We start from the raw sequence: 24733 nt of genomic DNA, 5'->3' as shown, positions 1-24733 counted from the left end.
CAGTGGCGCGGGTTTTTAGTTTTACTGAAGACGATTCAACGCTGAATTTCGCCCGCCAGCCTACCGCGCAGAGTGGATGCGTTTAGTAGTAGTAGACCGGTGAAACGAAGGGTGCGAATCATGAATCGTGCTCCAGATGAATGCGATATGCTTTTAGTGGTACTGGATACGCCGACTCATGTCAACCCCTCTCAGGTAAAACGGCCACTCAACGCAGGATAAACACATTAGCTAATTGTGCTGGTTTTTACGTGGCTAACCGACTTAATTGTCTATTATTGGACTGGCGATTCATCTCTGGAATAATTTGAATATACTTGGTAGCAATTGAACACAGTAATTTTACCGATGTGGTGTGAAATGGAATATGTTTAATTTCATTGAGTTATAAGTTCCATGAATGAATCACGGGTGGGAAAGTTATCAATAGTGATATCATTTTGTTAATGAAATCGCTGTGTCTGCCCTGCATAGTTTAATATTACTTAAGTTACTATTAACTAAGGCGGTGATTGTGTATTTGCCTGCTTTATGGTTTCATGCATGCATTAAAGTTTTAGATATCATTTGAACGATTTTTAGCTCTTCATTTAGGGAATGCGTAATGCCATCTCTTGAATGAGGGTTCTTTATATATTCTGAATTTTAAATAATTTCCTTTCGCTTGTTGTATATGCATGGTAAATCATATTTTTCGAAGTTATTACTGTACTTTGGCAAAGGGAATTTAGCGTGACAGTGGAGTCAGAAATGCCAGAAAATAATATTAACCAACCACAGCCTTATGATGGGGTTAAGCCTCAGTTACGCACAGTGGATCTCAACCTGTTAACTGTATTTGATGCAGTTATGCAGGAGCAGAATATTACGCGAGCAGCGCAATCTCTGGGAATGTCTCAACCTGCCGTGAGTAATGCCGTAGCCAGACTTAAGGTGATGTTTAACGACGAGTTATTCGTCCGGTATGGAAGAGGTATCCAGCCCACAGCGCGTGCATTCCAGCTATTCGGTTCGGTTCGTCAGGCGCTACAGCTGGTTCAAAATGAGCTTCCCGGCTCAGGGTTTGAACCTTTAAGCAGTGAGCGGGTTTTCCATCTCTGTGTTTGCAGTCCGTTAGACAATTATTTGACGTCTGTTATATATAATAAAGTTGAACAGATTGCTCCTAATATTCATCTCGTTTTTAAATCATCTTTAAATCAAAACACTGAGCACCAGCTTCGTTATCAGGAAACGGAGTTCGTTCTGGGCTACGAAGAGTTTCGCCGTCCAGAGTTTGCCTGTGTTCCGTTGTTCAAAGATGAAATGGTGTTAGTCGCCAGCAAAAAACATCCACGCATGAATTCGCCGCTGCGTGAAAGCGATGTTTACAGCGAGCAGCATGCCGTTGTTGCTCTGGACAGATATGCTTCGTTCAGTCAGCCGTGGTATGACACTGCCGATAAGCAAGCCAGCGTGGCCTATCAGGGGATGGCGATGGTCAGCGTTTTAAATGTCGTTTCTCAGACGCAGCTAGTCGCTATTGCACCGCGCTGGCTTGCTGAAGAGTTCTCCGATTCGCTGAGCTTACAAATTTTACCTCTGCCGCTCAAGCTGAATAGCCGTACCTGTTATCTTTCCTGGCATGAAGCGGCGGGGCGGGATAAAGGGCATCAGTGGATGGAAGAGCTGCTGATCAATATTTGTCGTCGATAAGTCAGGGTGAATAAACCGCATGGTGCCATGCGGTTTATTCTGTGATTTTTTATGCAGGCAATATTTTGTTCTGTGCGCATTTTTTCAGACACTCAGGGAGGCTTAAAAATAGATGATTTCCTGATCCATCCTCTATTTAAGAGATGAATTATTAGCGTCTCCCCTCATACCAGACGAATTCACCATATTCGTGTCTCATAGCTGTTTTTTCTGCTTTTATTGCCCATTCTCGCATTCCGTTTGCTAATTGCCTGCCTCATAACGAGCGGTTAAGGTATCCCTCACTCTGCACATTATAAGATGGGTTTACCCTGTCAGAAGACGGCGCGGAAAAGAATTCTGTTGACCGTCTATAACAAAAGCCTGGAGGCAAAGCATGGAGATGTTGTCTGGCGCGGAAATGGTCGTCCGATCGCTTATCGATCAGGGCGTGAAACAAGTGTTTGGCTATCCCGGAGGCGCGGTTCTCGATATTTATGACGCGCTGCACACGGTAGGCGGTATTGATCATGTTCTGGTTCGTCATGAACAGGCTGCTGTGCATATGGCTGACGGCCTGGCCCGCGCCACGGGCGAAGTGGGTGTAGTGCTGGTCACTTCGGGGCCGGGAGCGACCAATGCCATCACCGGCATTGCGACTGCGTATATGGACTCTATTCCACTGGTCATTCTCTCCGGACAGGTGGCGACGTCACTGATTGGCTATGATGCGTTTCAGGAATGCGACATGGTGGGGATCTCACGCCCCGTGGTGAAGCACAGCTTTCTGGTTAAGCAAACGGAAGATATCCCGGGCGTGCTGAAAAAAGCCTTCTGGCTGGCCGCCAGCGGTCGTCCTGGGCCAGTGGTTGTCGATCTGCCAAAAGATATTCTCAATCCCGCGAATAAACTGCCTTACCTGTGGCCTGAGTCGGTGAGCATGCGTTCGTATAATCCGACGACGCAAGGGCACAAAGGCCAGATTAAGCGTGCGCTGCAAACGCTGCTGGCTGCGAAAAAGCCCGTAGTCTATGTGGGGGGCGGCGCCGTCAATGCAGCCTGTGAAACGCAACTACGCGAACTGATTGAGAAGCTGAATCTTCCTGTCGCGTCATCGCTGATGGGGCTGGGGGCATTCCCGGCTACCCACCGTCAGGCGCTGGGCATGCTGGGTATGCATGGCACCTATGAAGCCAATATGACGATGCACCATTCTGATGTGATTTTTGCCGTCGGCGTGCGTTTTGACGATCGCACCACCAATAACCTGGCGAAATACTGTCCGAATGCGACGGTGCTGCACATTGATATCGATCCTACTTCTATCTCTAAAACGGTGCCGGCGGATGTGCCCATCGTGGGGGACGCACGACAGGTGCTGGATCAAATGTTGGAACTGCTGGCGCAGGAGACCGCCTCTCAACCGCTGGATGAGATCCGTGACTGGTGGCAACAAATCGAACAATGGCGCGGCCGTCAGTGCCTTAAATACGACACGCAGAGTGAGAACATCAAGCCGCAGGCGGTGATCGAGACGATCTGGCATCTGACCAAAGGCGAGGCGTATGTCACTTCTGACGTAGGCCAGCATCAGATGTTCGCTGCGTTGTATTACCCGTTTGATAAACCGCGTCGCTGGATCAACTCAGGCGGGCTTGGCACGATGGGCTTTGGTCTGCCCGCCGCGCTGGGGGTGAAGCTGGCGTTGCCGAACGAAACGGTTATCTGCGTAACGGGTGATGGCAGTATACAGATGAATATTCAGGAGCTTTCTACTGCGCTGCAATATGAGTTGCCAGTGCTGGTGCTTAACCTGAATAACGGTTACCTCGGTATGGTGAAGCAGTGGCAGGATATGATTTATTCCGGCCGTCACTCTCAGTCTTATATGAAGTCACTTCCGGACTTTGTCCGTCTGGCTGAAGCCTATGGTCATATTGGCATGCGGGTAACCGATCCGTCAGAGCTGGAAGCGAAGCTCGGCGAAGCGCTTGAGCACGTTAAAAACAATCGCCTCGTCTTCATGGACGTCATCGTCGACGGCACAGAGCACGTTTATCCGATGCATATCCGTGGCGGTGGTATGGATGAAATGTGGTTAAGCAAAACGGAGAGAACCTGATATGCGCCGGATATTATCTGTATTACTGGAAAATGAGTCGGGCGCACTGTCACGCGTCATTGGGCTTTTTGCGCAGCGCGGATACAACATTGAAAGCCTGACCGTTGCGCCGACCGATGATCCAACGCTCTCCCGCATGACGATCCAGACTGTCGGCGATGCGAAAGTGCTTGAGCAGATCGAAAAGCAATTGCACAAGCTGGTGGACGTGTTGCGCGTCAGCGAGCTGGGGCAGGGGGCTTACGTCGAACGTGAAGTGATGCTGGTGAAAATTCAGGCCAGCGGTTATGGCCGTGAAGAGGTCAAGCGTAACACGGATATTTTCCGTGGGCAGATCATTGACGTCACGCCTTCTATATATACTGTGCAGCTTGCCGGAACGAGCGATAAGCTGGATGCGTTCCTGGCCTCCGTCAGGGATGTGGCAAAAATTGTTGAAGTTGCGCGCTCTGGCGTTGTTGGCCTCTCGCGCGGCGATAAAATCATGCGTTAGTTGCGCAAAAGGTTCGCCTCTTTCAGCCCGGTAGCCAAAGCCGGGCTTTTTTTTGCGTAATCCGCCGACAACGCGGACAAAAGCGGTTGCCGTGAAAGCTATTCTGCGTTTAGATGTTAAAATATTTAACCATAACCTTGACAGGGCCATGGACTTTTTTCTTTTTTTGAGGGGCAATTGTGAAACTGGATGAAATCGCCCGGCTCGCCGGCGTGTCGAGAACCACGGCCAGCTATGTGATTAACGGTAAAGCAAAGCAGTATCGTGTCAGCGATAAGACCGTTGAGAAAGTGATGGCAGTCGTTCGTGAGCATAATTACCATCCGAATGCTGTCGCCGCAGGTTTACGTGCCGGACGCACCCGCTCGATTGGCCTGGTGATCCCGGATCTGGAAAACACCAGCTATACCCGCATCGCCAACTATCTTGAACGTCAGGCTCGTCAGCGGGGCTATCAGCTGTTGATTGCCTGCTCCGAGGATCAGCCCGACAACGAGATGCGCTGCATTGAGCATCTGCTGCAACGCCAGGTTGACGCCATCATCGTGTCGACCTCTTTACCACCCGAGCATCCTTTCTATCAGCGCTGGGCGAACGATCCCTTCCCGATTGTGGCGCTCGACCGCGCGCTGGATCGCGAACATTTCACCAGCGTCGTAGGTGCCGATCAGGACGATGCAGAAATGCTGGCTGCCGAGCTGCGTACCTTCCCGGCGGAAACGGTGCTCTATCTTGGCGCTTTGCCTGAACTATCCGTGAGCTTCCTGCGTGAACAAGGGTTCCGTACGGCGTGGAAAGACGATCCGCGTGACGTTCATTATCTGTATGCCAACAGCTATGAGCGCGAAGCGGCTGCTCAGCTGTTCGAGAAATGGCTGGAAACGCACCCGATGCCGCAGGCGTTGTTTACCACCTCGTTTGCCCTGTTGCAGGGGGTGATGGACGTGACGTTACGTCGCGATGGCAAGCTGCCATCCGATCTGGCGATTGCGACCTTCGGCGATAACGAACTGCTCGACTTCCTGCAATGTCCGGTGCTGGCCGTGGCTCAGCGTCACCGCGACGTCGCCGAGCGCGTGCTTGAGATTGTTCTGGCAAGCCTGGATGAACCTCGCAAACCGAAACCCGGGCTTACGCGTATCAAACGTAATCTCTATCGGCGCGGGATTTTGAGCCGCCATTAATATTTCCACAGGGGCGGTAAAACTGCCCCTTTTGCGGCGCATTTATTGCGGGAAATAATTCCCGGATAAAAATTAGGATTTATCTCTAAGATTCGTAGCCGGCTATTTTCTGAATCCGTTTTGGCGTTAAAAAGCGCAATTATAATTTTTAACGGGCATTCTTTTGTATTGTTTTGTTACAAACAGCCGCCAGCCGATGAATATTCAGCCATTTTTTACTCTCCCCTTCAGCCCTCAATGCACACGAACGAATCCATATTGCCTTGCGCTTAATCTGGTGCTGTTATCCCCCGGCGATATGCCTTAAAATGCTGCCCGCGTCGCAAACTGACACTTTATATTTCCCTGCGATGATATTGAGTGAGTCTTAACGCTCGTGTGCATATTCGTTTTTTTTCTTACAAATATTCATAACGTTAATTTTGCCTCGCCAGTTGTGTAGTTATTAGCCAGGTCACTCTTGCTCTGTAAATACGGTGCTTTCGCGTCCTTATAGAGAGAGTCCTGGCTTGACAAGCTTTTCCCTCGCTCCGTAAACTCCTTCAGGTGGGAATTTGTGGGTTAAAGTGGTGAGGAGGGGTGAGGCTGGCATGTTCCGTGGAGCAACGTTAGTCAATCTCGACAGCAAAGGGCGTTTATCGGTACCAACCCGATATCGCGACCAGCTGATTGAGAACGCTTCGGGTCAACTGGTTTGCACCATTGACATCAACTCCCCCTGCCTGCTGCTTTACCCTTTGCCTGAATGGGAAATCATTGAGCAAAAGCTGTCGCGACTGTCGAGCATGAACCCGCAAGAACGCCGCGTGCAGCGGTTGTTATTGGGACATGCCAGTGAATGTCAGATGGATAGCGCCGGGCGATTATTGATTGCGCCTGTGTTGCGGCAACATGCCGGTCTGATTAAAGAAGTGATGCTGGTCGGGCAGTTCAACAAGTTTGAACTGTGGGACGAAACGACCTGGTATCAACAGGTCAAGGAAGATATCGACGCTGAGCAGTCTGATTCCGCAACATTATCGGAACGGCTGCGGGACTTGTCTCTATAAATATGATGGAAAATTATAAACATACAACGGTGCTGCTGGATGAGGCCGTTAACGGCCTGAATATTCGTCCAGACGGCATCTATATTGATGGCACTTTTGGTCGCGGTGGCCACTCGCGTTTGATCCTCTCCCAGCTTGGAGCGGAAGGACGCCTGCTGGCAATTGACCGCGATCCGCAGGCGATTGCCGTTGCGCAAACCATCGATGATCCTCGCTTTTCCATCGTGCATGGACCTTTCTCTGCGCTTGCGGATTATGTCGCTGAGCGCGGCCTGACCGGCAAGATCGACGGGATTCTCCTCGATCTTGGCGTCTCTTCACCACAGCTTGATGATGCACAACGCGGCTTCTCCTTTATGCGTGATGGACCGCTGGATATGCGTATGGACCCCACTCGCGGCCAGTCTGCCGCTGAATGGTTACAAACGGCTGACGAAGCGGATATTGCCTGGGTAATCAAAACCTTCGGTGAAGAACGCTTTGGCAAACGTATTGCGCGCGCCATCGTGGAGCGCAACCGCGTTGAGCCAATGACCCGTACCAAAGAGCTGGCAGAAGTCATCGCGGCGGCAACGCCGGTGAAGGACAAGCACAAACATCCTGCGACCCGTACCTTCCAGGCGGTTCGTATCTGGGTAAACAGTGAACTGGAGGAAATAGAGCTGGCGCTAAAAAGCTCGCTCGACGTGCTGGCCCCGGGTGGGCGGTTATCCATCATCAGCTTCCATTCGCTGGAAGATCGCATCGTAAAACGCTTTATGCGTGAACAGAGCCGCGGTCCGCAGGTTCCAGCTGGGCTGCCGATGACGGAAGAACAACTCAGAAAGCTGGGAGGCCGTCAGTTGCGAGCATTAGGCAAGTTGATGCCGGGCGAAGAAGAGGTGGCAGAGAATCCACGTGCCCGTAGTTCAGTGCTGCGTATTGCAGAGAGGACGAACGCATGATCAGCAGAGTGACAGAGACCCTAAGCAAAGTTAAGGGATCGTTAGGAAGCAACGAGCGCCATGCCTTGCCTGGCGTGATCGGCGACGATCTTTTGCGGTTTGGGAAGCTGCCACTCTGCTTGTTCATTTGCATCATTGTGACGGCAGTCATGGTGGTCACCACCGCTCACCATACCCGTTTATTAACTGCGCAGCGCGAACAGATGGTACTGGAACGCGATGCGCTGGATATTGAATGGCGAAATCTGATCCTTGAAGAAAACGCGCTCGGCGATCACAGCCGGGTTGAACGGATCGCAACGGAAAAACTGCAATTACAGCATGTTGATCCTTCGCAGGAAAATATCGTAGTACAAAAATAAGGGAAAACGCGACGCATGAAAGCAGCGGCAAAAACGCTAAAACCAAAACGCCAGGAAGAACAGGCCAACTTTGTCAGTTGGCGTTTTGCGTTGCTTTGCGGCTGCATTTTACTGGCGCTGGGTTTCCTGCTGGGACGCGTGGCGTGGCTACAAATCATCGCGCCTGACATGCTGGTACGTCAGGGTGATATGCGTTCTCTGCGCGTGCAGGAAGTTTCTACCTCTCGTGGAATGATCACCGATCGTTCCGGTCGTCCACTGGCTGTGAGCGTGCCGGTGAAGGCGATCTGGGCCGATCCGAAAGAGTTACACGACGCAGGCGGGATCACCCTTGATAACCGCTGGAAGGCGCTCTCAGACGCGTTGAAAATGCCGCTGGATCAGCTGGCGTCGCGCGTTAACGCCAACCCGAAAGGGCGCTTTATCTATCTTGCCCGTCAGGTGAACCCTGACATGGCTGACTACATTAAGAAACTGAAGCTGCCGGGCATTCATCTGCGGGAAGAATCCCGCCGTTACTATCCTTCGGGCGAAGTCACCGCGCACCTGATTGGCTTTACCAACGTGGATAGCCAGGGGATTGAGGGCGTTGAAAAAAGCTTCGACAAGTGGCTTACCGGCCAGCCTGGCGAGCGAATCGTGCGTAAAGACCGCTATGGTCGCGTCATTGAAGACATTTCCTCGACAGACAGCCAGGCCGCGCACAACCTGGCCTTGAGTATTGATGAACGCTTGCAGGCGCTGGTCTATCGTGAACTGAACAACGCCGTCGCGTTTAACAAGGCGGAATCGGGCAGCGCCGTGCTGGTGGATGTGGCGACAGGTGAAGTGCTGGCGATGGCCAGTAGCCCCTCATACAATCCGAATAATTTTGCCGGTACAGCAAAAGATGCAATGCGTAACCGCTCCATCACCGATGTGTTTGAACCCGGCTCAACCGTAAAACCCATGGTAGTGATGACGGCTCTACAGCGAGGCATCGTCAACGAAAATACCGTTCTGAATACGATTCCTTATCGAATTAACGGTCACGAAATCAAAGACGTGGCACGTTACAGCGAACTGACCCTCACCGGGGTCTTACAGAAGTCGAGTAACGTCGGTGTGTCAAAACTGGCGTTAGCGATGCCGTCCTCAGCGTTAGTAGATACTTACTCACGTTTTGGGCTGGGAAAGGCGACCAATTTGGGGTTGGTCGGAGAACGCAGTGGCTTATATCCTCAAAAACAACGGTGGTCTGACATAGAGAGGGCCACCTTCTCTTTCGGCTACGGGCTAATGGTAACTCCCTTACAGTTAGCGCGAGTCTACGCAACGATTGGCAGCTATGGCATTTATCGTCCGCTGTCGATCACCAAAGTTGATCCACCGGTTCCGGGGGAACGTGTTTTCCCGGAATCTATCGTTCGTACCGTCGTGCATATGATGGAAAGCGTCGCGTTACCTGGCGGTGGCGGCGTGAAGGCCGCAATTAAGGGCTATCGTATCGCCATTAAAACCGGTACAGCGAAAAAAGTGGGGCCGGACGGCCGCTATATCAACAAATACATTGCCTATACCGCAGGCGTAGCGCCTGCAAGCAATCCGCGTTTTGCGCTGGTGGTCGTCATCAACGATCCGCAGGCGGGTAAATACTACGGCGGCGCCGTCTCCGCGCCTGTGTTCGGGGCTATTATGGGCGGCGTGTTGCGCACCATGAACATTGAACCGGATGCGCTGGCGACGGGCGAAAAAAGTGAATTTGTAATTAATCAAGGCGAGGGAACAGGTGGCAGATCGTAATTTGCGCGACCTTCTTGCTCCGTGGGTGCCTATGCTACCTGCGCGAGCACTGCGAGAGATGGTACTGGACAGCCGCGTAGCGGCTTCTGGCGATCTTTTTGTGGCAGTAGTGGGTCATCAGGCGGACGGGCGTCGTTATATCCCGCAGGCGATTGCGCAAGGTGTTGCTGCCATTATTGCTGAGGCCAAAGATGAGGCAACAGACGGTGAGATCCGTGAAATGCACGGCGTGCCGGTCATCTATCTCAGCCAGCTGAATGAGCGTCTCTCCGCGCTGGCAGGACGTTTTTACAACGAACCTTCCGACCAGTTAAAGCTGGTTGGCGTGACAGGAACCAACGGAAAAACCACCACCACTCAGCTGATGGCGCAGTGGGCGCAGCTGCTGGGCGAAGCCGGTGCCGTCATGGGCACGGTGGGGAACGGTCTTCTGGGCAAAGTAAGCCCGACGGAAAACACTACAGGCTCGGCGGTTGACGTGCAGCGTGTGCTGGCGGGCCTCGCTGAGCAGGGGGCGACCTTCGCTGCGATGGAAGTCTCTTCCCATGGTCTGGTACAACATCGCGTGGCGGCCCTGAAATTTGCTGCCTCTGTCTTTACTAACCTGAGCCGCGATCACCTTGATTATCATGGTGATATGGAGCACTACGAAGCGGCGAAATGGCTGCTTTATTCCACTCACCACCACGGGCAGGCGATCATTAACGCCGACGACGAAGTCGGTCGCCGCTGGCTGGAAAAACTGCCGGATGCGGTGGCGGTGTCGATGGAAGATCGCATTAATCCGAACTGCCGCGGCCGCTGGCTGAAGGCGGTCGAGGTGAACTACCACGATAGTGGGGCGACGATCCGCTTCGCTTCCACCTGGGGCGAAGGTGAAATTGAAAGCCGCCTGATGGGGGCCTTTAACGTCAGTAACCTGCTGCTGGCGCTGGCGACGCTGCTGGCGCTGGGCTACCCGATGGCGGATCTGCTGAAAACGTCTGAGCGTTTGCAACCGGTCTGTGGCCGCATGGAAGTGTTCAGCGCGCCGGGCAAGCCGACGGTGGTCGTGGATTACGCACACACGCCGGATGCGCTGGAAAAAGCGCTGGAAGCGGCGCGTCTGCACTGCGCAGGCAAGCTCTGGTGCGTGTTTGGCTGCGGTGGCGATCGCGACAAGGGCAAACGTCCGCTGATGGGCGCCATCGCTGAGCAGTTCGCGGATATTCCCGTGGTAACCGATGACAACCCGCGTACCGAAGAGCCGCGGGCCATTATCAATGACATTCTGGCGGGCATGTTGGATGCGGGTCGTGCGCGCGTGGTCGAAGGCCGTGCGGAGGCCGTGACTAACGCCATTATGCAGGCGCAGGAGAACGATGTGGTTCTGCTGGCCGGTAAAGGTCATGAAGATTATCAGATCGTCGGCAATCGTCGTCTGGATTACTCCGACCGCGTGACGGCAGCGCGTCTGCTGGGAGTGGTGGCATGATTAGCATTACGTTAAGCCAGGCCGCTGCGGTATTGCAGGGGATGCTGCATGGTCAGGATCTGACCATTGAGGCTGTGACCACCGACACCCGTAAGGTGACGGCGGGCTGCCTGTTTGTGGCGCTGAAGGGCGAGCGTTTTGACGCCCACGATTTTGCGCAACAGGCTAAAGATAACGGCGCGGGCGCGCTGCTGGTCAGTCGTAAGCTCGATATCGATTTGCCGCAGATTGTGGTGAAAGATACGCGCCTGGCGTTTGGCGAGCTGGCGGCATGGGTTCGCCAGCAGGTACCGACTCGCGTCGTGGCGCTGACGGGCTCGTCGGGCAAAACCTCCGTTAAAGAGATGACGGCGGCGATCCTTAGCCAGTGCGGTAACACGCTTTATACGGCGGGCAACCTTAATAATGACATCGGTGTACCGATGACGCTGCTGCGCCTGACCCACGAGCATGAATATGCGGTGATTGAGTTAGGGGCTAACCATCAGGGCGAAATCGCCTGGACCGTGAGCCTGACGCGTCCGGAAGCGGCGCTGGTGAATAACCTGGCGGCGGCACATCTTGAAGGTTTTGGTTCGCTGGCCGGTGTGGCGAAAGCGAAAGGTGAAATTTATACCGGACTGCCGGATGACGGCATCGCCATTATGAACGCCGATAACAACGACTGGCTGAACTGGCAGAGCATCATTGGTTCACGCAAAACCTGGCGCTTCTCACCTAATGCGGCAAACAGTGATTTTTCGGCGACCAACATTCATGTGACGTCACACGGCACCGAGTTCACCCTCACGACCCCAACGGGCGACATCGAGGTGCTGCTGCCCCTGCCCGGTCGTCATAACATTGCCAATGCGCTTGCTGCGGCAGCGCTCTCAATGGCGGTAGGTGCCTCACACGCGGCGATCAAAGCAGGTCTGGCAAATTTAAAAGCCGTGCCGGGGCGTCTTTTCCCGATCCAGCTGGCTGAAAACAAACTTCTGCTGGATGACTCCTACAACGCTAACGTCGGCTCCATGACGGCGGCCGTGCAGGTCTTGTCTGAGATGCCGGGCTATCGCGTGATGGTTGTGGGCGATATGGCCGAGCTGGGTGATGAAAGCGAAGCCTGCCATGTTCAGGTGGGTGAAGCGGCGAAAGCCGCCGGGCTTGACCGCGTATTGAGCGCAGGCACGCTGAGCAAGGCCATTTCCGATGCCAGTGAAGTTGGCGAACATTTTGCCGATAAATCTGCACTGATCGAACGCCTGAAGGCATTGATTACAGAAAAACAGATTGTGACTGTTTTAGTTAAAGGTTCACGTAGTGCCGCCATGGAAGAGGTTGTGCACGCATTACAGGAGAACGGGACATGTTAGTTTGGCTGGCCGAACATTTGGTCAAATATTACTCAGGCTTTAACGTCTTTTCCTATCTGACGTTTCGCGCCATCGTCAGCCTGCTGACTGCGCTGTTCATCTCGCTGTGGATGGGCCCGCGCATGATTGCCCGTCTGCAAAAACTCTCTTTCGGCCAGGTTGTACGCAACGATGGTCCGGAATCGCACTTCAGCAAGCGCGGTACGCCGACCATGGGCGGGATCATGATCCTGACCGCGATTGTGGTGTCCGTTCTGCTGTGGGCCTATCCGTCTAACCCCTACGTCTGGTGCGTGCTGACCGTCCTGGTTGGCTACGGGATCATCGGTTTTGTTGACGACTATCGTAAAGTCGTGCGCAAAGACACCAAAGGTTTGATCGCCCGCTGGAAGTATTTCTGGATGTCGGTGATTGCGCTGGGCGTGGCCTTCGCGCTTTACCTGGCAGGAAAAGACACCCCGGCCACCGAGCTGGTGGTGCCGTTCTTCAAAGACGTGATGCCGCAGCTGGGGCTGTTCTACATTCTGCTGGCTTACTTTGTGATCGTCGGCACCGGCAACGCCGTCAACCTGACCGATGGTCTGGACGGCCTGGCCATCATGCCAACCGTGTTTGTCGCGGGCGGTTTCGCGCTGGTGGCGTGGGCGACCGGTAACATGAACTTTGCAAACTACCTGCACATCCCGTACCTGCGACATGCGGGTGAGCTGGTGATCGTCTGTACGGCGATTGTCGGGGCGGGGCTGGGCTTCCTGTGGTTTAACACCTATCCGGCGCAGGTCTTTATGGGCGACGTCGGTTCACTGGCGCTGGGCGGCGCGCTGGGCATTATCGCCGTGCTGCTGCGTCAGGAGTTCCTGCTGGTGATCATGGGCGGTGTGTTTGTGGTTGAGACCCTGTCGGTGATTTTGCAGGTCGGTTCCTTCAAGCTGCGCGGTCAGCGCATCTTCCGTATGGCACCGATTCACCACCACTATGAACTGAAAGGCTGGCCGGAGCCGCGCGTCATTGTGCGCTTCTGGATTATTTCGCTGATGCTGGTGCTGATTGGCCTGGCAACGCTGAAGGTACGTTAATCATGGCAGATTACCAGGGCAAAAAAGTCGTAATCATCGGGTTGGGCCTCACCGGCCTCTCCTGCGTGGACTTTTTCCTTGCGCGTGGCGTGACGCCGCGCGTGATGGATACGCGCGTCTCTCCGCCGGGTCTGGACAAGCTGCCGGAGCAGGTAGAACGCCACCTGGGTGGTCTGAATGATGAGTGGCTGCTGGCCGCCGATCTGATTGTTGCCAGCCCCGGTATGGCGCTGGCGCATCCTTCCCTGAGCGCCGCCGCGGATGCAGGCGTTGAGATTGTCGGCGATATCGAACTGTTCTGCCGGGAGGCGCAGGCCCCGATCGTCGCCATTACCGGTTCAAACGGTAAAAGCACCGTCACCACGCTGGTGGGGGAAATGGCGAAGGCGGCGGGCAAAAATGTCGGCGTGGGCGGTAACATTGGTCTGCCCGCTCTGATGCTGCTTGATAAAGGGTGTGAGCTGTTCGTCCTTGAGCTTTCCAGCTTCCAGCTGGAAACCACTTCAAGCCTGCATGCGGCGGCGGCGACGATCCTAAACGTCACCGAAGATCATATGGACAGATACCCGTTCGGCTTGCAGCAGTACCGTGCGGCCAAACTGCGCGTTTATGAAAATGCCAAAGTTTGCGTAGTGAATGCCGATGATGCACTCACCATGCCGGTGCGCGGCGCAGACGAACGCTGCATTAGCTTCGGTATTAACATGGGTGACTATCACCTTAATCGTCAGCAGGGCGAAACCTGGCTACGCGTGAAAGGTGAGAAAGTGCTGAACGTGAAAGAAATGATGCTCTCCGGCCAGCATAACTACACCAATGCCCTGGCGGCGCTGGCGCTGGCGGATGCCGTTGGCCTGCCGCGATCTTCAAGCCTGAAGGCGCTCACTACCTTTACCGGTCTGGCGCACCGCTTCCAGCTGGCGCTGGAGCACAACGGCGTACGCTGGATTAACGATTCCAAAGCGACCAACGTGGGTAGCACCGAGGCGGCACTGAACGGTTTGCACGTTGATGGCACGCTACACCTGCTGCTGGGCGGCGACGGTAAATCGGCTGACTTCTCCTCGCTGAAGCAGTACCTCAACGGTGAGAACGTGCGCCTGTATTGCTTTGGCCGCGATGGCAGCGAGCTGGCGGCGTTGCGTCCTGAAGTCGCCGAGCAAACCGAGACCATGGAGCAGGCGATGCGCCTCATCGCCCCACGCGTGAAGCCCGGCGATATGGTACTGCTCTCGCCAGCCTGTGCCAGCCTCGATCAATTCAAGAGTTTCGAACAGCGGGGTGATGTCTTTACCCGCCTGGCGAAGGAGTTAGGCTGATGCGTTTATCTCTCCCTCGCCTGAAAATGCCGCGCCTGCCAGGATTTGGTATCCTGGTATGGCTGTTAACGGCGCTGAAAGGCTGGGTGATGGCTTCACGGGATAAAGATTCCGACAGCCTGATCATGTACGACCGCACGCTGTTCTGGCTCACGCTGGGGCTGGCGGCGATCGGCTTTATTATGGTCACCTCGGCGTCAATGCCTGTCGGACAGCGTCTGGCAAACGACCCGTTCCTGTTTGCCAAGCGTGACGGGCTGTACATCATTCTCGCGTTCTGCCTGGCAATGATCACCTTACGCCTGCCGATGTCGTTCTGGCAGCGGCACAGTACAGCCATGCTCATCGCCTCAATCATCATGCTGTTGATCGTTCTGGTTGTCGGGAGCTCCGTTAACGGGGCATCACGCTGGATTGCCTTTGGGCCACTGCGTATCCAGCCCGCGGAGTTCACCAAACTGTCGTTGTTCTGCTACCTGGCTAACTACCTGGTGCGTAAAGTTGACGAAGTTCGTAATAACCTTCGTGGCTTCTTAAAACCGATGGGCGTGATTCTGGTCCTCGCGATCTTGCTGCTGGCGCAGCCCGACCTCGGTACGGTAGTCGTACTGTTTGTCACTACGCTGGCGATGCTGTTCCTGGCGGGCGCAAAACTGTGGCAGTTCATTGCCATCATCGGGATGGGGATTTCGGCGGTGGTGCTGCTGATCCTCGCCGAGCCCTACCGTATCCGCCGTGTGACCTCGTTCTGGAACCCATGGGAAGATCCGTTCGGCAGCGGTTACCAGCTGACGCAGTCGCTGATGGCGTTTGGCCGCGGCGAAGTCTGGGGTCAAGGCCTGGGCAACTCGGTGCAAAAACTGGAGTATTTACCGGAGGCGCACACCGACTTCATCTTCTCCATTATTGGGGAAGAACTGGGTTATATCGGTGTGGTATTGGCGCTATTAATGGTATTCTTCGTCGCTTTCCGCGCCATGTCGATTGGCCGGAAAGCGCTGGAGATCGATCACCGCTTCTCCGGTTTCCTGGCCTGCTCAATTGGTATCTGGTTTAGCTTCCAGGCGCTGGTAAACGTTGGGGCGGCAGCGGGTATGCTGCCGACCAAAGGTCTGACGTTGCCGTTAATCAGTTATGGTGGTTCGAGTCTGTTGATCATGTCGACGGCCATCATGTTTTTGTTACGCATAGATTATGAAACGCGTCTGGAGAAAGCTCAGGCGTTTACACGAGGTTCACGATGAATCAACCGAAGCGGTTAATGGTGATGGCAGGCGGGACCGGCGGACACGTGTTCCCGGGACTGGCGGTTGCGCACCATTTAATGGAACAGGGCTGGCAGGTACGCTGGCTGGGAACCGCAGACCGCATGGAAGCCGACCTGGTACCTAAACACGGTATCGAGATCGACTTTATTCGTATTTCTGGCCTTCGTGGCAAAGGGAGCAAGGCGCTGCTGCTGGCGCCGGTGCGCATTTTCAATGCCTGGCGTCAGGCGCGCGCCATTATGAAGCGTTTTAAGCCTGACGTCGTTCTGGGCATGGGCGGTTACGTTTCCGGTCCGGGAGGACTGGCGGCGTGGTCACTGGGCATCCCCGTTGTTCTGCATGAGCAGAACGGTATTGCCGGGTTGACCAACAAATGGCTGGCAAAAATCGCCACCAAAGTTATGCAGGCCTTCCCCGGGGCATTCCCGAAAGCGGATGTCGTAGGGAATCCGGTGCGTGTGGACGTGCTGGCGCTGCCGCTGCCAGATACGCGTCTGGCGGGTCGCGAAGGGCCGGTGCGCGTGCTGGTCGTCGGCGGTTCCCAGGGCGCACGTATTTTAAACCAGACGATGCCGCAGGTTGCGGCAAAACTGGGTGATGCGGTGACCATCTGGCACCAGAGCGGGAAGGGCGCTCAGCAGACCGTTGAGCAGGCCTACACGCAGGAAGGTCAGCCGCAGCATAAAGTGACTGAATTTATTGATGATATGGCCGCAGCCTATGCCTGGGCCGATGTTGTGGTCTGTCGCTCGGGCGCGCTGACGGTGAGCGAAATCGCCGCCGCCGGTTTGCCGGCGCTGTTTGTGCCGTTCCAGCACAAAGACCGACAGCAGTACTGGAATGCGCTGCCGCTTGAGAAAGCGGGCGCAGCGAAGATTTTTGAGCAGCCACAATTTACCGCTGATGCGGTCGCCACTACCCTGGCGGGCTGGAACCGGGATGTATTACTGGAGATGGCGCAACGCGCACGCGCGACCGCTATCCCGGATGCAACGGAACGGGTGGCAAAAGAAGTGAGCCTGGCAGCCCAGGCATAATTCTCGCAGTGCGTGTTGCGCTGCACGATTTTTTTGAAGTAGTCGATGGCGTTTAGAGAATGAATACACAACAACTGGCAAAACTGCGTTCTATCGTGCCCGAGATGCGTCGCGTCCGGCACATTCACTTTGTCGGCATCGGTGGTGCTGGCATGGGCGGTATTGCCGAAGTGTTAGCTAACGAAGGCTATCAGATCAGCGGGTCTGACCTGGCGCCAAACCCTGTTACGCAGCAGCTGGCGTCGCTGGGGGCGACTATCTATTTCAATCATCGCCCGGAAAACGTGAGCGATGCGAGCGTGGTTGTGGTGTCCAGCGCTATCTCCGCGGATAACCCGGAAATCGTTGCGGCGCATGAGGCGCGCATCCCGGTGATCCGTCGCGCGGAAATGCTGGCGGAACTGATGCGTTTCCGTCACGGCATTGCGGTGGCCGGTACGCACGGTAAAACCACCACAACAGCGATGGTCTCCAGCATTTATGCGGAAGCGGGTCTCGACCCGACGTTCGTTAACGGTGGTCTGGTGAAAGCCGCTGGCGTGCATGCGCGTCTGGGCCACAGCCGTTATCTGATTGCGGAAGCGGATGAGAGCGATGCGTCGTTCCTGCATCTACAGCCGATGGTGGCGATCGTCACCAACATCGAAGCTGACCATATGGACACTTACCAGGGCGACTTCGAGAACTTAAAGCAGACCTTTATTAACTTCCTGCACAACCTGCCGTTCTATGGCCGTGCGGTGATGTGCGTGGACGATCCGGTTATTCGCGAGCTGCTGCCGCGCGTCGGGCGTCAAATTACGACCTACGGCTTCAGCGAAGACGCGGATGTACGCGTAGAAGATTACAAGCAGATCGGTGCGCAGGGGCATTTCACCCTCGCGCGTCAGGATAAAGACCTGCTGCATGTCACCCTGAACGCTCCGGGACGTCACAACGCCCTGAATGCAGCGGCGGCGGTGGCTGTTGCGACAGAAGAAGGCATTGACGATGAAGCGATCCTGCGCGCACTGGAGAGCTTCCAGGGGACGGGCCGTCGTTTCGACTTCCTCGGTGAATTCCCGCTGGAGCCGGTAAACGGTAAGCCAGGGTCTGCGATGCTGGTCGATGACTACGGTCACCATCCGACGGAAGTGGACGCAACCATTAAAGCGGCACGCGCGGGTTGGCCGGAAAAGAATCTGGTCATGATCTTCCAGCCGCACCGTTACACACGTACCCGCGATCTGTATGACGATTTTGCCAACGTCCTTTCGCAGGTCGATACCCTGCTGATGCTGGATGTTTACGCAGCGGGTGAAACTCCGATTCCGGGTGCGGACAGTCGTTCTTTATGTCGTACCATCCGTGGACGCGGTAAAGTAGATCCTATTCTGGTTCCCGACCCGGCGCAGGTGGCTGAAATGCTTGCCCCGGTCCTGACGGGTAACGATCTGATCCTGATTCAGGGCGCGGGAAATATCGGCAAAATCGCCCGTACCTTAGCTGAAATCAAACTGAAGCCGCAAACTCAGGAGGACGAGCGTCATGGCTGATAAGATTGCTGTCCTGTTTGGCGGCACTTCCGCCGAACGCGAGGTTTCTCTGAATTCGGGCGCTGCCGTGCTGGCGGGCCTGCGTGAAGGTGGCGTGGACGCGCATCCGGTTGATCCGAAAGAGGTGGACGTCACGCAGCTGAAAGCGATGGGCTTCGATAAAGCCTTTATCGCGTTGCACGGTCGCGGCGGTGAAGACGGCACGTTGCAGGGGCTGCTGGAGCTGCTCGGTATGCCGTACACCGGCAGCGGCGTGATGGCATCCGCCATCTCCATGGATAAACTGCGCAGCAAACTGCTGTGGCAGGGGGCGGACCTGCCCGTTGCGCCATGGGTTGCACTGACGCGTCGTGAATATGAAATGGGTCTGTCGGACAGCGTTAATACACGCATTGCGGCACTGGGCTTACCGGTTATTGTGAAGCCGAGCCGTGAAGGGTCGAGCGTGGGAATGTCCAAAGTCGATAAAGCTGTAGATTTGGCTGACGCTTTAGCACTGGCATTTCAACATGATGAAGAAGTTCTGATTGAAAAATGGCTTAGCGGGCCGGAATTTACCGTCGCGATGCTTGGCGAAGAAATTTTACCGTCAATTCGCATCCAACCCGCCGGAGTCTTCTATGATTATGAGGCGAAGTATCTCTCTGATGAGACGCAATATTTCTGCCCAGCGGGTCTTGAAGCAGAGCGTGAGGCCGAATTACAGTCTCTGGTGCTTAAAGCCTGGAATGTGCTGGGATGTCGTGGCTGGGGACGCATTGACGTGATGCTTGACGGTGACGGGCAATTTTATCTGCTGGAAGCAAACACGTCTCCGGGTATGACCAGCCATAGCCTTGTGCCGATGGCGGCGCGTCAGGCGGGAATGAGCTTCTCGCAGTTAGTCGTACGTATTCTGGACCAGGCGGGCTGATATGTCTCAGGCTGCATTGAACACGCGCAACCGCGATGACGAAGAAGAATATTCCTCTTCGCGCCGGAGTAATGGAACGCGTCTTGCAGGGATCATCTTCCTGCTCGGGGTGCTGTGCACCGTGTTTATAAGCGGCTGGATGGTGCTGGGCTGGATGGAAGACGCGCAGCGGTTGCCGCTGTCGAAGCTGGTGGTGACCGGGGAGCGACACTACACGCGTAACGATGACATTCGCCAGTCGATTCTGGCGCTTGGGTCGCCTGGCACCTTTATGACGCAGGACGTCAACATTATCCAGAGTCAGATTGAACGTCTGCCGTGGATAAAACAGGCGAGTGTCAGAAAACAATGGCCTGATGAATTGAAGATTCATCTGGTTGAATATGTGCCGATTGCGCGTTGGAATGATCAGCATATGGTTGACGTAGACGGAAATTCGTTCAGCGTCCCGAGCGATCGTGTCAACAAGCAGAATTTACCGATGTTGTATGGCCCGGAAGGCAGCGAAAACGAAGTATTGCAGGGTTTTCGTGAGATGGGGCAGGTGCTGGCTAAGGATCGCTTTACGTTAAAAGATGCTGCGATGACGGCGCGCCGTTCCTGGCAGTTGACCCTAACGAATGGCATTAAGCTCAATCTTGGCCGCGGCGACACAATGAAACGTCTGGCGCGTTTTGTAGAACTTTACCCGGTTTTACAGCAGCAGGCGCAGACGGATGGCAAACGGATAAGCTACGTTGATTTGCGCTATGACTCAGGCGCAGCAGTCGGTTGGGAGCCGGCTCCGGTCGAGGAACCTAATCAGCAACAAAATCAGGCACAGGTACAGGCAGAACAACAATGATCAAGTCGACGGACAGAAAATTGGTAGTAGGACTGGAGATTGGCACCGCGAAGGTTGCCGCTTTGGTAGGGGAAGTTCTGCCCGACGGTATGGTCAATATCATTGGCGTGGGCAGCTGCCCCTCCCGTGGTATGGATAAAGGTGGGGTAAACGACCTTGAGTCGGTGGTGAAATGCGTTCAGCGCGCCATCGACCAGGCTGAATTGATGGCAGATTGCCAGATTTCCTCTGTCTATCTGGCCCTGTCTGGTAAGCACATCAGCTGCCAGAATGAAATCGGTATGGTGCCGATTTCTGAAGAAGAGGTGACGCAGGAAGACGTTGAGAACGTTGTCCACACGGCGAAATCCGTGCGTGTTCGCGACGAGCACCGTGTGCTGCATGTGATCCCGCAGGAATACGCGATCGACTACCAGGAAGGCATCAAGAATCCGGTCGGTCTCTCGGGCGTGCGTATGCAGGCAAAAGTGCACCTGATCACATGTCACAACGATATGGCGAAGAACATTGTAAAAGCCGTTGAACGTTGTGGCCTGAAAGTTGACCAACTCATTTTCGCCGGTCTTGCCGCGAGCTATTCCGTGCTGACCGAAGACGAACGTGAACTGGGCGTCTGTGTGGTCGATATTGGTGGTGGTACAATGGACATGGCCGTCTATACCGGCGGTGCGTTACGCCACACCAAAGTGATCCCGTACGCCGGGAATGTGGTGACCAGCGATATCGCTTACGCCTTTGGTACGCCACCGAGCGATGCAGAGGCGATTAAAGTGCGCCATGGTTGCGCGCTGGGCTCTATCGTCGGCAAAGACGAGAGCGTTGAAGTGCCGAGCGTAGGCGGGCGACCGCCGCGCAGCCTGCAACGCCAGACGCTGGCAGAGGTGATTGAGCCACGTTATACCGAGCTGCTCAACCTGGTCAACGAAGAGATTTTGCAGTTACAGGAACAGCTTCGCCAGCAGGGTGTGAAACATCATCTCGCGGCGGGGATTGTATTAACCGGCGGGGCAGCGCAAATTGAAGGTCTTGCGGCCTGCGCTCAGCGCGTGTTCCATACGCAGGTGCGTATTGGTGCGCCGCTGAATATTACCGGTTTAACGGATTACGCTCAGGAGCCGTATTACTCAACGGCCGTGGGCCTGCTGCACTACGGGAAAGAATCCCATTTGAGTGGTGAAGCAGAAGTGGAAAAACGCGTCTCGGTGGGGTCTTGGGTCAAACGACTTAACACCTGGTTGCGAAAAGAGTTTTAATTTTTTTAAGAGACCGGAGAGAATTAGCGGTCTCGGGCGACAGGCACAACGGAGAGAGAGATTATGTTTGAACCTATGGAATTAACCAACGACGCGGTGATTAAAGTCATCGGCGTCGGTGGCGGCGGCGGTAACGCCGTAGAGCACATGGTGCGCGAGCGCATCGAAGGTGTTGAATTCTTCGCGGTGAACACCGATGCGCAGGCGCTGCGTAAAACGGCTGTTGGCCAGACGATTCAGATCGGTGGTGGCATCACCAAAGGTCTGGGAGCAGGGGCTAACCCGGAAGTGGGCCGCAACGCGGCTGAAGAAGATCGTGAAGCGCTGCGCGCTGCACTGGACGGTGCAGACATGGTCTTCATCGCAGCGGGTATGGGCGGCGGTACAGGTACCGGTGCAGCACCCGTTGTGGCGGAAGTCGCTAAAGATTTAGGTATTCTGACCGTTGCTGTCGTGACCAAGCCTTTCAACTTTGAAGGTAAGAAGCGTATGGCTTTCGCGGAGCAGGGTATCACCGAGCTGTCCAAGCACGTGGACTCTCTGATTACCATCCCGAACGACAAGCTGCTGAAAGTGCTGGGTCGCGGTATCTCTCTGCTGGACGCCTTTGGCGCGGCAAACGACGTGCTGAAAGGCGCGGTTCAGGGTATTGCTGAACTGATTACCCGTCCTGGTCTGATGAACGTTGACTTTGCAGACGTTCGCACCGTGATGTCCGAGATGGGCTACGCGATGATGGGCTCTGGCGTGGCGAGCGGCGAAGACCGTGCGGAAGAAGCCGCTGAAATGGCGATCTCTTCTCCACTGCTGGAAGATATCGATCTGTCTGGTGCGCGCGGCGTGCTGGTCAACATTACCGCTGGCTTTGACCTGCGTCTGGATGAGTTCGAAACCGTGGGTAACACCATCCGTGCGTTCGCCTCTGACAACGCGACCGTCGTTATCGGTACGTCCCTTGATCCGGAAATGAACGACGAACTGCGTGTGACCGTTGTGGCCACCGGTATCGGTATGGACAAGCGTCCTGAGATCACCTTGGTGACTAACAAACAGACTCAGCAGCCGGTTATGGATCGTTACCAGCAGCACGGTATGGCGCCTCTGACTCAGGAGCAAAAACCCGCTGCGAAAGTGGTGAACGACCCGACTCCACAAACGGCAAAAGAGCCAGATTATCTGGATATCCCGGCGTTCCTGCGTAAGCAAGCTGACTAAGAATTGGCTGGAATTTGGGGATTTGCGCTCTTTGTGCTAAACTGGCCCACCGTTAGTGATATACACTCTCGGTTGGATAGTTAATTTGGCGAGATTATACGATGATCAAACAAAGGACACTTAAACGTATCGTTCAGGCGACGGGTGTCGGTTTACATACCGGCAAGAAAGTCACACTGACGTTACGCCCTGCGCCGGCCAATACCGGGGTCATCTATCGTCGCACCGACTTGAATCCACCGGTAGATTTTCCGGCCGATGCCAAATCTGTGCGTGATACTATGCTCTGTACTTGTCTGGTGAACGAGCATGACGTGCGGATTTCTACCGTAGAGCACCTGAACGCCGCCCTGGCGGGTCTGGGTATCGACAACATTATGGTTGAAGTCGATGCGCCAGAAATCCCGATCATGGACGGGAGTGCTGCTCCGTTCGTTTATTTGTTGCTGGATGCCGGCATCGAAGAACTGAACTGCGCGAAGAAATTTGTTCGCATTAAAGAGACCGTTCGCGTCGAAGATGGCGACAAATGGGCTGAATTCAAACCGTACAATGGTTTCTCGTTGGACTTCACCATCGATTTTAACCATCCGGCGATTGACTCCAGCACCCAGCGCTATGCGATGAACTTCTCTGCGGATGCGTTCATGCGTCAGATCAGCCGAGCACGTACCTTCGGCTTTATGCGTGATATCGAATATCTGCAATCCCGCGGCCTGTGCCTGGGCGGCAGCTTCGATTGTGCCATCGTTGTTGACGATTATCGCGTACTGAACGAAGACGGCCTGCGTTTTGAAGATGAATTTGTTCGTCACAAAATGCTGGACGCGATCGGCGACCTCTTCATGTGTGGTCACAACATCATTGGTGCATTTACCGCGTTTAAATCCGGTCATGCACTGAACAACAAATTGTTGCAGGCCGTCCTGGCAAAACAGGAAGCCTGGGAATATGTGACCTTCGAAGACGAAGCTGAACTGCCGCTGGCGTTCAAAGCCCCGACTATGGTCCTGGCGTAACGGTTAAAGCCGTTTCGTAAGAAAAGCGACTGGTTCACTTGGTACTCTCTCCGACCAGGGAAGCCAGTCGTTTTTATTTCTGCCCTTCTTTAATTTGTCCCCCTCACCCCTGGCCTGTGTCGGGTGCCGAATAACGGTGTGTTCGCTGCATTATTGACCGTTTTTACCTGCTGCAAGGTGTCATTCCTGCTGCCGTGTATTGGCTTTAGTGGTAATATCTGGGCGCTAAAAAAGAATAACTGAACTCAGCCTGCACTGGCGGGCGAACGTGGTGGAGCAAGTGAGCGGAATACTGACGCGCTGGCGACAATTTGGCAGACGTTACTTCTGGCCGCATCTCTTATTGGGGATGGTCGCGGCGAGTTTAGGCTTGCCTGTGCTCAGCAACAGCGCAGACGCGGCCACGCCAGCACGTTCCACGACGACCAAACACGATCTCACCACACGGGTTAACTTCACTAATCTCGCATGGCTTGAAGCCAGCCGCCGTCCTAATTTCTCCGTTGATTACTGGCAGCAGCACGCGATTCGCACGGTTATCCGCCATCTGTCGTTCGCGATGGCGCCGCAGACGATGCCTGTTGCGGAAGAAACGCTGCCGGTTCAGGCTCAGCATCTTGCCCTGCTCGATACGCTTAATGCGCTTCTGACGCAGGACAACCAGCCGCCAGTGACCGTAAATCAGACGGCGCAAACGGATTTTGTTTCCCCTGCATCCTTCTCTGTTTCGACATGGATTAGCCAGGTTCACGGCATCCGTGCCGGGCCTCAACGCCTCAGCTAAATTAACCTTTTTCAATACCTTAATTTATCTG

The 24733-nt window shown here is 54.7% G+C and carries 22 protein-coding genes; 21 read left to right on the top strand and 1 reads right to left on the bottom strand.

What is annotated here, in order from left to right:
* Positions 1–35: 35 nt before the first annotated feature.
* A complete protein-coding gene (gene leuL, locus IM290_RS21780) occupies positions 36–122 on the bottom strand; it encodes a leu operon leader peptide (RefSeq protein ID WP_193042074.1) in 87 nt (28 codons plus the stop codon).
* A gap of 628 nt (positions 123–750) precedes the next feature.
* Between leuL and leuO the strand changes: the two genes are divergently transcribed.
* The 21 genes from leuO (at position 751) to secM (ending at position 24702) form a co-directional block, all read left to right on the top strand.
* Complete coding sequence (gene leuO, locus IM290_RS00310) at positions 751–1695, top strand: transcriptional regulator LeuO (protein WP_193042058.1); 945 nt, start codon at positions 751–753, stop codon at positions 1693–1695.
* A 376-nt stretch (positions 1696–2071) separates the two neighbouring features.
* Complete coding sequence (ilvI, locus tag IM290_RS00305; RefSeq protein ID WP_015572665.1) at positions 2072–3796, top strand: acetolactate synthase 3 large subunit; 1725 nt, start codon at positions 2072–2074, stop codon at positions 3794–3796.
* Between the two features lies 1 nt (position 3797).
* Positions 3798–4289, top strand: a complete 492-nt coding sequence (ilvN, locus tag IM290_RS00300; protein WP_003856371.1) for an acetolactate synthase small subunit — start codon at positions 3798–3800, stop codon at positions 4287–4289.
* A gap of 179 nt (positions 4290–4468) precedes the next feature.
* Complete coding sequence (gene cra / locus IM290_RS00295) at positions 4469–5473, top strand: catabolite repressor/activator (protein ID WP_003856369.1); 1005 nt, start codon at positions 4469–4471, stop codon at positions 5471–5473.
* Between the two features lie 590 nt (positions 5474–6063).
* Positions 6064–6522, top strand: coding sequence for a division/cell wall cluster transcriptional repressor MraZ (mraZ, locus tag IM290_RS00290; RefSeq protein ID WP_033486443.1), 459 nt, complete (start codon positions 6064–6066; stop codon positions 6520–6522).
* A 2-nt stretch (positions 6523–6524) separates the two neighbouring features.
* On the top strand, positions 6525–7466 hold the full coding sequence (gene rsmH, locus IM290_RS00285) for a 16S rRNA (cytosine(1402)-N(4))-methyltransferase RsmH (protein WP_063136706.1): 942 nt from the start codon (positions 6525–6527) through the stop codon (positions 7464–7466).
* Entirely contained in the window at positions 7463–7828 is a 366-nt protein-coding gene (gene ftsL, locus IM290_RS00280) for a cell division protein FtsL (RefSeq protein ID WP_003856363.1), read from the top strand. Before rsmH ends, ftsL begins: the two co-directional genes overlap by 4 nt.
* Before the next feature lie 15 nt (positions 7829–7843).
* Entirely contained in the window at positions 7844–9610 is a 1767-nt protein-coding gene (gene ftsI / locus IM290_RS00275; RefSeq protein WP_003856361.1) for a peptidoglycan glycosyltransferase FtsI, read from the top strand.
* On the top strand, positions 9597–11084 hold the full coding sequence (gene murE / locus IM290_RS00270; RefSeq protein WP_017694519.1) for a UDP-N-acetylmuramoyl-L-alanyl-D-glutamate--2,6-diaminopimelate ligase: 1488 nt from the start codon (positions 9597–9599) through the stop codon (positions 11082–11084). The genes ftsI and murE overlap by 14 nt, the downstream gene beginning before the upstream one ends.
* Entirely contained in the window at positions 11081–12439 is a 1359-nt protein-coding gene (murF, locus tag IM290_RS00265) for a UDP-N-acetylmuramoyl-tripeptide--D-alanyl-D-alanine ligase (RefSeq protein WP_023303078.1), read from the top strand. Before murE ends, murF begins: the two co-directional genes overlap by 4 nt.
* Entirely contained in the window at positions 12433–13515 is a 1083-nt protein-coding gene (gene mraY, locus IM290_RS00260) for a phospho-N-acetylmuramoyl-pentapeptide-transferase (RefSeq protein WP_003856353.1), read from the top strand. Before murF ends, mraY begins: the two co-directional genes overlap by 7 nt.
* Positions 13516–13517: 2 nt before the next feature.
* Complete coding sequence (gene murD / locus IM290_RS00255; protein ID WP_047364708.1) at positions 13518–14834, top strand: UDP-N-acetylmuramoyl-L-alanine--D-glutamate ligase; 1317 nt, start codon at positions 13518–13520, stop codon at positions 14832–14834.
* The gene (gene ftsW, locus IM290_RS00250) at positions 14834–16078 is read left to right on the top strand and encodes a cell division protein FtsW (RefSeq protein WP_193042059.1); all 1245 of its coding nucleotides are present in this window, start codon (positions 14834–14836) and stop codon (positions 16076–16078) included. The genes murD and ftsW overlap by 1 nt, the downstream gene beginning before the upstream one ends.
* Positions 16075–17139, top strand: coding sequence for an undecaprenyldiphospho-muramoylpentapeptide beta-N-acetylglucosaminyltransferase (gene murG / locus IM290_RS00245; protein WP_193042060.1), 1065 nt, complete (start codon positions 16075–16077; stop codon positions 17137–17139). The genes ftsW and murG overlap by 4 nt, the downstream gene beginning before the upstream one ends.
* Before the next feature lie 59 nt (positions 17140–17198).
* Positions 17199–18674 (top strand): UDP-N-acetylmuramate--L-alanine ligase, encoded by a 1476-nt coding sequence (murC, locus tag IM290_RS00240; RefSeq protein WP_003856345.1) that lies wholly within the window; start codon positions 17199–17201, stop codon positions 18672–18674.
* Entirely contained in the window at positions 18667–19587 is a 921-nt protein-coding gene (locus tag IM290_RS00235) for a D-alanine--D-alanine ligase (protein WP_193042061.1), read from the top strand. Before murC ends, IM290_RS00235 begins: the two co-directional genes overlap by 8 nt.
* A 1-nt stretch (position 19588) precedes the next feature.
* On the top strand, positions 19589–20431 hold the full coding sequence (gene ftsQ / locus IM290_RS00230; RefSeq protein WP_003856342.1) for a cell division protein FtsQ: 843 nt from the start codon (positions 19589–19591) through the stop codon (positions 20429–20431).
* Entirely contained in the window at positions 20428–21684 is a 1257-nt protein-coding gene (ftsA, locus tag IM290_RS00225) for a cell division protein FtsA (RefSeq protein WP_003856340.1), read from the top strand. The genes ftsQ and ftsA overlap by 4 nt, the downstream gene beginning before the upstream one ends.
* A 63-nt stretch (positions 21685–21747) precedes the next feature.
* Positions 21748–22899, top strand: a complete 1152-nt coding sequence (ftsZ, locus tag IM290_RS00220; RefSeq protein ID WP_003856338.1) for a cell division protein FtsZ — start codon at positions 21748–21750, stop codon at positions 22897–22899.
* A gap of 101 nt (positions 22900–23000) precedes the next feature.
* Entirely contained in the window at positions 23001–23918 is a 918-nt protein-coding gene (lpxC, locus tag IM290_RS00215) for a UDP-3-O-acyl-N-acetylglucosamine deacetylase (RefSeq protein ID WP_003856337.1), read from the top strand.
* 280 nt (positions 23919–24198) lie between these two features.
* Positions 24199–24702 carry a secA translation cis-regulator SecM gene (gene secM, locus IM290_RS00210; RefSeq protein ID WP_193042062.1) on the top strand — a complete coding sequence of 168 codons (504 nt, stop codon included), beginning with the start codon at positions 24199–24201 and terminating at the stop codon, positions 24700–24702.
* Positions 24703–24733: the final 31 nt, after the last annotated feature.

It is taken from the genome of Enterobacter cloacae complex sp. S1 (assembly GCF_014930525.1).
GTDB classification, from domain to species: Bacteria; Pseudomonadota; Gammaproteobacteria; order Enterobacterales; family Enterobacteriaceae; genus Enterobacter; species Enterobacter hormaechei_C.
The sequence above is the reverse complement of the archived record's forward strand: the minus strand, read 5'-3'. Positions and strand labels throughout refer to the sequence as shown.